The organism is Pseudomonas sp. HMSC067G02 (assembly GCF_001813485.1).
GTDB lineage: Bacteria > Pseudomonadota > Gammaproteobacteria > Pseudomonadales > Pseudomonadaceae > Pseudomonas > Pseudomonas aeruginosa.
Window position 1 is genome coordinate 78,908 of the sequence record NZ_KV812637.1, and the last position, 10,805, is coordinate 89,712.

Annotated in this window: 11 protein-coding genes; 7 read left to right on the top strand and 4 right to left on the bottom strand. The window is 69.1% G+C overall.

The genetic code is table 11. From position 1 onward, the window contains the following. Position 1: 1 nt before the first annotated feature. Together nosP and nahK are read left to right on the top strand one after the other, a co-directional pair. The gene (gene nosP / locus HMPREF2914_RS07030) at positions 2–1,165 is read left to right on the top strand and encodes a nitric oxide-sensing protein NosP (protein WP_003139768.1); all 1,164 of its coding nucleotides are present in this window, start codon (positions 2–4) and stop codon (positions 1,163–1,165) included. Next, a complete protein-coding gene (gene nahK / locus HMPREF2914_RS07035) occupies positions 1,095–3,740 on the top strand; it encodes a hybrid sensor histidine kinase/response regulator NahK/ErcS' (RefSeq protein ID WP_003139767.1) in 2,646 nt (881 codons plus the stop codon). Before nosP ends, nahK begins: the two co-directional genes overlap by 71 nt. Position 3,741: 1 nt before the next feature. Here nahK and HMPREF2914_RS07040 read toward each other — a convergent pair whose 3' ends face one another. Next, positions 3,742–4,605 carry a DMT family transporter gene (locus HMPREF2914_RS07040; RefSeq protein ID WP_003113465.1) on the bottom strand — a complete coding sequence of 288 codons (864 nt, stop codon included), beginning with the start codon at positions 4,603–4,605 and terminating at the stop codon, positions 3,742–3,744. Between the two features lie 9 nt (positions 4,606–4,614). Next, the gene (agmR, locus tag HMPREF2914_RS07045) at positions 4,615–5,280 is read right to left on the bottom strand and encodes a response regulator AgmR (protein ID WP_003107754.1); all 666 of its coding nucleotides are present in this window, start codon (positions 5,278–5,280) and stop codon (positions 4,615–4,617) included. A gap of 515 nt (positions 5,281–5,795) precedes the next feature. On the opposite strand from agmR, the gene HMPREF2914_RS32610 reads away from it, so the two are divergent. Genes HMPREF2914_RS32610 through HMPREF2914_RS07055 form a run of 3 tightly spaced genes read left to right on the top strand, consistent with a single transcriptional unit; the run spans position 5,796 to position 7,285 of the window. Beyond that, a complete protein-coding gene (locus tag HMPREF2914_RS32610; RefSeq protein ID WP_003088510.1) occupies positions 5,796–5,936 on the top strand; it encodes a hypothetical protein in 141 nt (46 codons plus the stop codon). Positions 5,937–5,944: 8 nt separating this feature from the next. Then, positions 5,945–6,595: a sensor histidine kinase gene (locus HMPREF2914_RS07050; protein WP_003139766.1), complete on the top strand. Its 651-nt coding sequence runs from the start codon at positions 5,945–5,947 to the stop codon at positions 6,593–6,595. Positions 6,596–6,607: 12 nt separating this feature from the next. Beyond that, positions 6,608–7,285 carry a response regulator transcription factor gene (locus HMPREF2914_RS07055; protein WP_023091895.1) on the top strand — a complete coding sequence of 226 codons (678 nt, stop codon included), beginning with the start codon at positions 6,608–6,610 and terminating at the stop codon, positions 7,283–7,285. Between the two features lie 26 nt (positions 7,286–7,311). Here HMPREF2914_RS07055 and HMPREF2914_RS07060 read toward each other — a convergent pair whose 3' ends face one another. Both HMPREF2914_RS07060 and exaA read right to left on the bottom strand, forming a co-directional pair. After that, positions 7,312–7,959: a pentapeptide repeat-containing protein gene (locus HMPREF2914_RS07060; protein ID WP_023091894.1), complete on the bottom strand. Its 648-nt coding sequence runs from the start codon at positions 7,957–7,959 to the stop codon at positions 7,312–7,314. A 53-nt stretch (positions 7,960–8,012) separates the two neighbouring features. Next, positions 8,013–9,884, bottom strand: a complete 1,872-nt coding sequence (gene exaA / locus HMPREF2914_RS07065) for a quinoprotein ethanol dehydrogenase (protein WP_023091893.1) — start codon at positions 9,882–9,884, stop codon at positions 8,013–8,015. Positions 9,885–10,196: 312 nt separating this feature from the next. Between exaA and pedF the strand changes: the two genes are divergently transcribed. Together pedF and HMPREF2914_RS32920 are read left to right on the top strand one after the other, a co-directional pair. Next, positions 10,197–10,634 carry a cytochrome c-550 PedF gene (pedF, locus tag HMPREF2914_RS07070; protein WP_003107652.1) on the top strand — a complete coding sequence of 146 codons (438 nt, stop codon included), beginning with the start codon at positions 10,197–10,199 and terminating at the stop codon, positions 10,632–10,634. An 86-nt stretch (positions 10,635–10,720) separates the two neighbouring features. Then, positions 10,721–10,805: hypothetical protein (locus HMPREF2914_RS32920; RefSeq protein ID WP_239667242.1), on the top strand; the 85-nt coding region annotated here is incomplete at its 3' end.

Genomic DNA, 10,805 nt, shown 5'->3' on the forward strand with positions numbered 1-10,805 from the left:
CATGTACGAAGGGCAGGGGGAAGGGGTCTGCAGGGGCATGTCCAGCGCCCGCGACGTCGAAGTGGTGGCCCAGGACCTGGCGCGCCAGCTTATCCATCCGCACCTGGGCTTCGTGCTGTTCTTCTGTTCCGCGGAATACGACCTGCCGGCCCTCGGCGAGATGCTCGAACGCTACTTCGGCGGCATCGACCTGGTCGGTTGCACCACCGCCGGCGAGATCACTCCGGCGGGCTACGGGCGCGGCTGCGTCAGCGCGGTGGGCTTCGACGTGCGCAGCTTCGCCATCAGCAGCGCGCTGATCGACGAAATGGAGCGCTTCAGCCTGCTGGACGCGCAGCAGATGGTCGAGACCCTGGTGGCCGGCTGTCGCCGCGGCGGCCTGGCGCCGATCAAGGACCACAGCTTCGCCCTGACCCTGCTCGACGGCCTGTCCAGCCGCGAAGAGGTGGTGCTCGCCGCGCTTGGCGCGGCGCTCGGCGCGATCCCGCATTTCGGTGGCTCGGCCGGCGACGACCGGCACCTGACCCACACCCATGTCTACCACCAGGGCCAGTTCCATACCGGGGCGGCAGTGGTGGTGCTGGTCAACACCTGGCTGGACTTCGAGGTCTTCACCACCCATCACGTGGTGCCGCGCGCCGAAAAGTTGGTGGTGACCCGCGCCGACAGCGGCAGCCGGCGGGTCCACGAACTCAACGCCGAGCCGGCGGCGCTGGAATACGCCCGGCTGGTCGGGGTGGCACCGCAGGCGCTGGATTTCGCCCTGTTCTCCGCGCATCCGCTGGCGGTGCGGGTCGACGAACGCTATTACGTGCGCTCGATCCAGCAGGCCAACGAGGACCTGAGCCTGACGTTCTACTGTGCGGTGGAGAACGGCATCGTTCTCACCGCGATGAGCACCGGCCCGCTGTTGCCCAACCTGGAGGCGCAGTTCCGCCGCCTCCACGAGCGCCTCGGACCGCCGTTGCTGACCATCGGTTGCGACTGCTTCCTGCGGCGCCTGGAGCTGGAGGTCGGCGGTGACACGCAAGCTACCGCCGCGTTTCTCCGCAGCCAGCAGGTGATCGGCTTCAACACCTACGGAGAGCAATTCAATGGCATGCATATCAACCAGACCTTCACCGGGGTCGCCATTGGCCGACCCCGTGGAGGTGTCCGTCGCTGAGCTGCAGGCGCGGGTCGTCGCCCTCGAAGAAGAGCGGCACAAGTTGCAGCGGATCAACCAGGCGCTGATCGGACGCATCGAGTCGAGCGCCGCGCAGAGCGACGAGGCCTATGGCGCCTTCCAGTATTCCGTGGTGCTGGCCGAGCAGGTCCGCGAGCGCACCGACGCGCTGAGCCAGACGATGCTCGAACTGAAGGCCAGCAACCAGTTGCTCAGCGACGCTCGCCTGCGTGCCGAGACCGCTCACCAGCATCTGCTCGACGCCATCGAAAGCATCTCCGACGCCTTCGTCCTGTTCGATCCGCAGCAACGCATCGTGCTGTTCAACGAGCGCTTCCGCGCGCTGTGGGTCGACAGCCGGGCGCGGATTGGTCCTGGCATGCGCCGCGCCGAACTGCACCGGCTGGCGCGTAGCGGTGGGCTGATCGTCGAGGAACAGCGCGGCGGCGACCAGCAGACCCTGTATCGCCTACGCGACGAGCGCTGGCTGCGGATGAGCGAGCGACCGACCCGCGACGGCGGGCTGGCGGTGCTCTACAGCGACGTCACCGAGATCAAGCTCAGCGAGACCGCGCGCCGCGAGCAGGCGCTGGCGCAGAAGTCGCACCTGTTGCAGCGGGCGGTGGACAACCTCTCCCAGGGCGTGGCGATGGTCGGCGCCGACGGTGTGCTGGAGTTGTGGAACCGGCGCTTCCTGGAACTCTGCGGGCTGGCCCCGATCGCCGGGCACCGGGCCTTCGCCGAAGTCATGGCGGAGAGCGAATTGCCGTTGCTCACGCCGCGCAGCCAGGACTCCCAGGGGAGTCCGCTGAGCGCCCGCGAGCAGCGCCTGTTCGATGGCCGGGTGCTGGAGATCCGTACCCATGCGCTGCCCACCGGCGGCTTCGTCAACACCTTCACCGACATCACCGAACGCTATCGCCACGCCGAGGCGTTGCGCGCCAGCGAGCGCTGGATCCGCCTGATCACCGACCAGGTGCCGGCGCTGATCGCCTATCTCAGCGACGAACTGGTCTACGAATTCACCAACAAGGTCTACGAGGAGTGGTACCGCTGGCCCAGCGGCTCGATGCTCGGCCGCTGCCTGCGCGACGTGCATGGCGCCGAGCACTGCCGGCGCCTGGAGCCGTACTTCGAGCGGGCCCTGGCCGGCGAAAGCGTGACCTTCGAGATCGCCGAGACCGCGTTGTCCGGCGAGGAGCGCTACATGCAGCGCTCCTACGTGCCGAACCGCCAGGCCGACGGCCGGGTCGCCGGGCTGTTCGTGCTGATTCGGGATATCACCGAGCGCCGGCGGACCGCCGAGGCGCTGCACCAGGCCTACCAGAACCTCGAACAGCGGGTGCGCGAGCGGACCGCCGAGCTGACCACCCTCAACGACCAGTTCAAGCGCGAGATCCACGAGCGCAGCCAGGTCGAGGCGCGCCTGCGCGAGGCCAAGCGCGAGGCGGAACAGGCCAACCTGTCGAAGACCAAGTTCCTCGCGGCGGTCAGCCACGACCTGCTGCAACCGCTGAACGCCGCGCGGCTGTTCACCAGCGCCTTGCAGGAGCGCGGCAGCGCGACGCGGGACAACGAGGCGCTGGTGAACAACATCAGCCATTCGCTGGAGGACGTGGAGAACCTGCTCGGCACCCTGGTGGACATTTCCAAGCTGGACGCCGGCGTGATCACCCCGGACATCGCCCCGTTCGAGCTTGGCGAACTGCTGGGCAACCTGGCCGCGGAGTACCGCCAGGTAGCCGCCAGCGAAGGCCTGCGCCTGGACTTCGTGGCCTGCGGGGCGCTGGTCCGCAGCGACCAGCAACTGCTCGCGCGAATCCTCCGCAACCTGCTTTCCAACGCCATCCGCTATACCCCGCGAGGGCGCGTGCTGCTGGGTTGCCGCCGGCATCGGCAGCGCCTGTCGATCGAGGTCTGGGACACCGGGGTGGGCATCGCCGCCGACAAGCTCGGCGAGATTTTCCAGGAATTCAAGCGCGGCGAGTCGCAGCGTTGCCACCAGGACCGCGGGCTCGGCCTGGGATTGGCGATCGTCGACAAGATCGCCCGCATGCTCGGCCACCGGGTCCGGGTCGGCTCGCTGCCGGGTAAGGGCTCGTGCTTCGCCATCGAGGTACCGCTGGCCCGCCATGCCCCGCGCAGTCGCGCCGAGCCGCTGGCCAGCGCGGACGACCTGCGCGAGCGCCTGCGTGGTTCGCGGGTGTGGGTGCTGGACAACGATGCGGCGATCTGCGCCGGCATGCGCACGTTGCTCGAAGCCTGGGGCTGCCGGGTAGTGACGGCGCTGTCGGAGGAAGACCTGGCGCGACAGGTCGACAACTACCATGCCGAGGCCGACCTGCTGATCGTCGACTATCACCTCGACGACCAGCGCAACGGCGTCGACGCGGTTGCCGCGATCAACGCCCGGCGCGGCTCGCCGCTGCCGGCGCTGATGATCACCGCCAACTACAGCAACGAGCTCAAGCAGCAGGTCCGCGAGCTTGGCCATACCCTGATGCACAAGCCGGTGCGGCCGATGAAGCTGAAGACCGCGCTCTGCCACTTGCTGGAGCGCGAAGCCTCGGTCTGATTCAGGCGCCTTCGCGCGCCGCGCGGCCCAGGCGCGGGGCGAGGATCAGGGCGATCCCGCCGAGCACCGCCAGGGTCGCCGGCGGCAATCGCGGGGCGAGCGGCTCGCCGAGCAACAGGGCGCCGCAGAGGGCGGCGAGCACCGGCACGCTGAGCTGCACCGAGGCGCCCTGGATCGCCGTCAGCCCCGGCAGTGCGCTGTACCAGACGGCGTAGCCGAGGCCGGAGGCGAGGGCGCCGGAAAGCAGGGCATAGGCCAGTCCGGCGCCGTCCAGCCGCAACTGCCCATGGAATGCCAGGAGCAGCAGGGCGGCGAAGGCAAGGGCTCGGAGGAAGTTGCCGGCGCTGACCGCCAGCGGATCGCCGCCGCCGCGGCCGAGCAGGGTATAGAGGCCCCAGGCGAGGCCGGACAGGAGCATCAGCAGGGCACCGCCCAGCGGCGGCGCGCTGGCTCCGGGGAGCAACAGGAACAGCAGGCCGCCCAGGGCCAGCAGGAAACCGAGCAGCGCCTGTCCGCCCAGCCGTTCGCCGCGCAGCAGGCCGGCCAGCAGCAGGGTGACCTGTACCGCGCCGAATAGCAGCAGCGCGCCGGTGCCGGCGTCCAGCTGCACGTAGGCGTAGGAGAACGCGGCCGCGTAGACGAACAGCGCCGCCGCCCCGCGCCAGCCGCCGCGCGCGGGCGTGGCCGGGCGCCGGCGCAGATGCAGCAGGACGGCGAGCATGAGGGCGCCGGAGAAGAGACGCAGGGCGGTGAAGCTGACCGCGTCGATGGCGGTGTCCTTCAGCGCCGCGCGGCAGAGCAGCGAATTGCCGGCGAAGGCCAGCATCGCCAGGACAGTGAGCAGCAGGGTACGGCGGTCGGGCATCGGCGGGTCTCAGCGGCGCAGGTAGGCGGCGAAGTCGATGTCGCCGGCGCTGAGGATCGCCTGGACCCGGTTGTGTACCTTGAGCTTGCGCAGGATCGCCGAGACGTGCGCCTTCACCGTGGTCTCGGCGATGTCCAGGTTGTAGGCGATCTGCTTGTTCGACTCGCCCTTGGTCATCCGCTCCAGCACCAGCAGCTGCTTGCGGGTCAGGGCCTGGAGCAGTTCCGGGGAGATGCCGTGTTCTTCGTGGCCGCTGCGTCGCGGCGAACTCTTCTGGGTGCGGATCACGTCCGAGGGCAGGTAGACGTTGCCGTTGAGGATCTGCTCGATGGCTTCGGTCATCTGCGCGCGTGGCGAGGACTTGGTGATGAAGCCCACCGCGCCGTAGGTGATGGCCTGTAGCACCACCTGCTTGTCCTGCTCGGCGGAGACGATAACCACGGGAATGGTCGGGGCCTCGTTGCGCAGGTTCATCAGGCCGTTGAGGCCGTGCATGCCGGGCATGTTCAGGTCGAGCAGGATCAGGTCGAGGTCGTCGTGTTCCTGGGTCAGGCCCAGGGCGCTGTCGAGGTCGGCGGTTTCCATCACTTCGCTGCCGGGGAATCCGTCGGCGATGACATTGTGGATGGCCTCGCGGAACAGCGGGTGGTCGTCGGCGATCAGGATCTTGTACATGGCCTGCACCTCGTTATTGTCGTTATGGGCGGCTGGTGGCGGCTCGGGGCACGCGGGCGGATGCGAATGCGCTCACGGTAGCAGTCGTGGGCGCGATAGCCCAGCGGGCGGGCGTTCCGCCGCGCGCTGCCGGGGACGCGTCGCGGAGCGTCGGCAGCCGGGTAGGCGGAGAAGGCGAACTCGGTACTGCGGCGGGACCGCCGCAGGGTAGTCGGGCGCTACGCGGGGCAAGGCAAGGCGGGGCATGGCGGCTTCTCGTCGTTTCTTCTTGTATGCGTCATTACAGGGCAGGCGCGCTGCTTTGGAAATTCGACGTCCGGAGGGGTGAACCAGTACCAAAGTAGCAGGACCAGGCGCTTGCGCAGCGCTCCTGCTGCATCGGCGGCGCCCGCAAGGGCGGCTGGAGGCGGGTGGCCGCGCAAAAGTAGCGGCCCGGCAGTACCAAGGTAGTAGCACGCCGTGGCTCCGCGCGTCCTAGCATGTCTCGACAACGACAATGGACAGGAGTCGCCGCCATGCGCATCGCCGTCACCCTGGTGTTGCCCATCCTGCTGATCCTCAGCCTGCTCGGGTTCGATTTCCTCTATTCCCGCCACCTCGGCCAGGAAAGACCTGCCGCCTGCGCCGTCGGACAGGCCTGTCGGATCGCCCCCTGAGCCACGCCATGGATGACCTGCGACCCGCCGGCCCGGCGGAGTACCGCTGGCTGCTCGCCGTGCAGGAGCGCGAGCGGCGCTTGCTGGCCCAGGCGGTGCATGACGATATCGGCCAGTACCTGACGGGTATCCGCACCCAACTGTTGTTGCTGCGCTGCACGGCAGGCGCCGGGCAGCCGGCGCTGGCACGCCTGGAGCGCTACTGCCAGGGGCTGGACGACAGCTTCCGCGCGCTGCTGCGCGGTCTACCGCCGCCGGCCCTGCAACGCCAGTCGCTGGACGAGGCGCTGCGCGCCTGCGTGGCGGACTGGCAGGAAGGCCAGGGCATCGCCTGCGAGCTGCGCCTGGGCGGTCCGCTGCCGCCCCTGGATGCGGCGGCCGGGACCCATCTCTACCGCCTGTTGCAGGAGGCGCTGAACAACGTCGCCCGGCATGCCGGCGCCAGCCGCGTGCGGATCCGCCTGCAACGCCGTGGCGGCTTTCTCTACCTGAGCGTACGCGACGACGGTCGCGGCTGCGCGGCGGACCCGGCACCCGGCTTCGGCCTGGACTCGATGCGCCAGCGCGCGCGCTGCCTGGGCGCTGAACTGAGCCTGCGCAGCCGTCCCGGACAGGGCCTGGCGTTGCGCCTGCGGATGCCGCTGGAACGCGGCGACTGAGAGGAGAGGACGATGAAGATCCTGCTGGTGGACGATCATTTCGTGGTCCGCGAAGGGCTGGCCGCGCTGTTGCGCGGGCTGCTCCCCGACGTGGAGGTGAGCGAGGCCGGCGATGGCGAAGAAGCCTTGCAGGCGGTGCAGCGGGACATTCCTTCGCTGGTCATCGTCGATCTCGGCCTGCCGGGCATCAGCGGCCTGGAACTGACTCGCCGGCTGCGCCAGCGCCTGCCGCAGTTGCGTGTGCTGTTCTTCAGCCTCCACGACGAACTGGCCCTGGTGCGCCAGGCGCTGGATGCCGGTGCCCGCGGCTACGTGACCAAGCGCGCGGCGCCGACGGTGCTGCTGGAGGCGATACGGCGAGTGCTCGCCGGCCAGCTCTATCTGGAGCAGCCCCTGGCCACGCGCCTGGCCTGCCAGTCGTGGGAAGAGCAGGGCGGGGCAGCGTTGCGCGGGCTGACCCGTCGCGAGTTCGAGATCTTCCGCCTGCTCGCGCGTGGCCTGGCCCTGCGCGAGGTGGCCGAGCACCTGGGGGTAAGCGCCAAGACCGTGTCCAACCATGTCAGCCTGCTCAAGCAGAAGTTGCAGGTGAGTACCCAGGCGGAACTGGTGCACCGGGCCATCGACAGCGGCGTGCTGCGGCTGGGCCTGCCGCTGCCGCTCGCCGAGGAGGCTCGCGGCAGCCTCGGCTAGGGGCGCCGTCGCTGCTGTCCGGCGCTTCACTGCCAGCCCGCGGGGCAATCCTTGCAACCCTGCATGTTGCTGCCCTGGAAGTTGCCGAAGCGCACCTTGCTGCCGCGCAGGTCGGCATCCTCCAGGTTGGCCTCGGCCAGCTTGACTTCCTGCAGGTTGGCGTCGCGCAGGTCGGCGCCCTTGAGATCGGCGCGGGACAGCCAGGTCATCTCCAGGTCGGCGGCGCGCAGCGTGGCCTGGTGCAGGCGGCCGCCGCTGAGACGGGCGAACTCCAGGTAGGCGGCGGTGAGGTCGGCGCCTTGCCACTGGGCGCCCTGGGCGAACAGGCCCCAGGCCTGGATCGCCACCGCCCTGGCGCCGGAGAGGTCGGCGCCGCGCAGGTTGGCTTGCTGCAGGCTGGCGCGGGTGAGGTCGGCGCCACGCAGGTTGGCTTTTTCCAGGTTGGCCAGGTCGAGCCTGGCGTGACGCAGGTCGGCGCCGGAGAGATCGGCGCCGGCCAGGTCGATGCGGCCGAGGTCGAGGTTGCGCAGGTCGACGCCGCGCAAGTCGGCCTTGGCGCAGCGCGCGCCGGGCTCCAGGCGGCAGCCGGCGATGACGCGGACGTCGTCGATGTCGTCGGCGGCCTGGGCCAGGCCGGCGCCGAGCAGGGTGGCGCAGAGGAGGAAGGTCTTCATCGGGATACTCCGCAGGCGGGGAAAGCCGCGCCTCGCAGGGCGCGGCGCGGGGATCAGCGGCTGGCGGTGCGGTTGTCCCAGCTGGGCAGCTTGAATACCCAGAAGGAACCGCCCTGGGCCACCGGCCGGGTCAGGTCGGCCATGTCGCCGCCCCACAGCGGCACGGCGCCGCCGTAGCCGACGGTCACGCCGAGGTACTGCTCGCCGTCCTGTTCCCAGGTGATCGGTGGCGAGACGATGCCGCTGCCGGTCTGGAATTTCCACAGCTCCTTGCCGCTCTTCGCGTCGAAGGCCTTGAAGTAGCCGTCGCCGGTGCCGGTGAACACCAGGTTGCCGGCGGTGGCCAGCACCCCGGCCCAGAGCGGCAGGTGTTCCTTGTGTTCCCAGACCACCTTGCCGTTGACCGGGTCCATGGCGCGCAGGCTGCCGACGTGGTCGTCGTACATGCGCTTGATCCGGAAGCCCATGCCAAGGTAGGCGCTGCCCTTCGTATAGCTGACCTCCTCGGTCCAGTAGTCTTCCTTCCAGTGGTTGGCCGGCACGTAGAACAGGCCGGTGTCCTGGCTGTAGGCCATCGGGTTCCAGTTCTTGCCGCCGAGGAACGGCGGCGATACTTCCACCGCCTTGCCATGCTTCTGCCCCGGTTCCGGCAGCGGCGGGCGCTGGCCCTCGCGCTCCACCGGGCGGCCGGTCTTCAGGTCGATGTGGCTGGCCCAGGTGATGTTGTCGACGAAGGGGAAGGCGTTCTGCAACTTGCCGTTGCTGCGGTCGACCACATAGAAGAAGCCGTTGCGGTCGGCGTGGGCGGTGGCCTTGACGATCTTGCCGTCCTTGGCCTTGTAGTCGAACAGCACCAGTTCGTTGTTGCCGGAGAAGTCCCAGGCGTCGTTGGGGGTGTGCTGGTAGAACCACTTCACCTCGCCGCTGCTCGGGTCCACCCCGACCTGGCCGGAGGTGTAGAGGCTGTCGTAGTCGTGCGGGTTGCCGCCCTTGGCGGTGCGCGCCCAGGTGTTCCACGGGCCGGGGTTGCCGGCGCCGACGATGATGGTGTTGGTCTCGGCGTCGAAGCTGGCGCTCTGCCAGGGAGCGCCGCCGCCGTGGCTCCACGACTCGACCTTGCCGGTCGGCGAGTTGCGATCGTCCGGCCAGGAGGGTGCCTTGACGTCGCCGGTCACCGTGCTGTCCTTGCCGTTCAGGCGGCCCATGTGGCCTTCGACGAAGGGACGCATCCAGATTTCCTCGCCGGTATCCGGATCGCGGGCGAACAGGCGGCCGACCACGCCGAACTCGTCGCCCGAACTGCCGTGGATCAGCAGGACCTTGCCGGTCTTGCCGTCCTTCACGATGGTCGGCGCGCCAGTCATGGTGTAGCCGGCGCCGTGATCGGCGAACTTCTTCTTCCACACCACCTTGCCGGTGTTCTTGTTCAGCGCCACCACCGAGGCGTCGAGGGTGCCGAAGAACACCTTGTCGCCATAGATCGCGGCGCCGCGGTTGACCACGTCGCAGCACGGGCGGATGTCGTCGGGCAGGCGGTGGTTGTAGGTCCACAGGCGCTTGCCGGTCTTCGCGTCGAGGGCGAACAGCCGCGAGTAGGAGGCGGTCACGTAGATCACGCCGTCGCTGACGATGGCCTGGGACTCCTGGCCGCGCTGTTTCTCGTCGCCGAAGGAGTACGACCAGGCCGGGGTCAGCTTGAACACGTTGTCGGCGTTGACCTGCTTGAGCGGGCTCCAGCGCTGGGCGTGGGTGCCCATGCCGTACTGCAGCACGTCGCCGGTGGTCTTGTCGTCGTTGGCGATGTCCTCCCAGGTCACATCCTTGGCCAGCGCGGCGCCAGCGCTGCCCAGGGCGACGGCGAAGGCGAGGCAGTGCAGGCTCGGGCGCAGGAGGCCGGCAGGGGCGGGTGAGGTTCTTGTTGTCATGATCGGGTTCCCGTTTGGAGTGAGGGTCGAGAAACGGCAGGCCGCTGCTCGGGCCGCGGCGGCTTCATGGTGGAAGCGGGGCGCGCCGACGGGAACGGAAGATCGCCCGATTCGTCCGGGAAGACTTCCCGGACGGGGCATGACTTGGACTTGCTGCCAAAGCCCCGCGTAAGGCCTTCCGAGGCTCTACTCCGAAGGGAGTAGGCGAGGACGCCCAAAGCAGGATTCGGGCGCGCGGCGGAGCTTCCTAGGATGGCGATGAGCGCCGTTTGGCGCCCGTGCCTTGTCCTGTCTCCCCGGAGGAATGAAGTGATGAACAAGAACAACGCCTTGCGCGGCCTGCTGGTGCTGGCCGGTCTCAGCCTCTCGAGCCTGGCGCTGGCCCACGGCGATGTGACCCCCCAGGCAGTGGACACCAAGGGACTCGAGCCGCTGGGCAAGGAATGGCGCGACACCAACCCCTACCGCAAGCCCTACGCCAAGCACGACCTCGCCGTCGAGATCGGCGCCTCCGCCTACAACCAGAACTGCGCGCGCTGCCACGGCCTGGAAGCCAAGTCCGGCGGCATCGCCCCGGACCTGCGCCTGCTGGAGACCGGCGCCGAGGGCGACGAATGGTTCAAGGAGCGGGTCATCAACGGCGCGGTGCGCGATGGCGCGGTGTACATGCCGAAGATGGCCGACTTCATCAGCCAGGAAGGCCTCTGGGCGATCCGCAGCTATCTGGAAAGCGTGCACGTCGACGAGTGACGCGCCCGACCCTTCGCCGCCGACCGCGGCGCCCTTGCACGAGTCCGCCGCGCCACGGCGGAACGACCACACAGGAGAGCTTCGCCATGATCTACGCAGCGCCCGGAACCCCCGGTGCCGTCGTCACCTTCAAGCCTCGCTACGGCAACTACATCGGCGGCGAGTTCGTGC

What these genes read in the sequence shown, in the direction of transcription:
- exaA (WP_023091893.1), bottom strand. Translation starts at nt 9,884, where the DNA reads ATGACAACAAGAACCTCACCCGCCCCTGCCGGCCTCCTGCGCCCGAGC.
- agmR (WP_003107754.1), bottom strand. Translation starts at nt 5,280, where the DNA reads ATGTACAAGATCCTGATCGCCGACGACCACCCGCTGTTCCGCGAGGCC.
- nahK (WP_003139767.1), top strand. Translation starts at nt 1,095, where the DNA reads ATGGCATGCATATCAACCAGACCTTCACCGGGGTCGCCATTGGCCGAC.
- nosP (WP_003139768.1), top strand. Translation starts at nt 2, where the DNA reads ATGTACGAAGGGCAGGGGGAAGGGGTCTGCAGGGGCATGTCCAGCGCC.
- HMPREF2914_RS07040 (WP_003113465.1), bottom strand. Translation starts at nt 4,605, where the DNA reads ATGCCCGACCGCCGTACCCTGCTGCTCACTGTCCTGGCGATGCTGGCC.
- HMPREF2914_RS07050 (WP_003139766.1), top strand. Translation starts at nt 5,945, where the DNA reads ATGGATGACCTGCGACCCGCCGGCCCGGCGGAGTACCGCTGGCTGCTC.
- HMPREF2914_RS07055 (WP_023091895.1), top strand. Translation starts at nt 6,608, where the DNA reads ATGAAGATCCTGCTGGTGGACGATCATTTCGTGGTCCGCGAAGGGCTG.
- pedF (WP_003107652.1), top strand. Translation starts at nt 10,197, where the DNA reads ATGAACAAGAACAACGCCTTGCGCGGCCTGCTGGTGCTGGCCGGTCTC.
- HMPREF2914_RS32610 (WP_003088510.1), top strand. Translation starts at nt 5,796, where the DNA reads ATGCGCATCGCCGTCACCCTGGTGTTGCCCATCCTGCTGATCCTCAGC.
- HMPREF2914_RS07060 (WP_023091894.1), bottom strand. Translation starts at nt 7,959, where the DNA reads ATGAAGACCTTCCTCCTCTGCGCCACCCTGCTCGGCGCCGGCCTGGCC.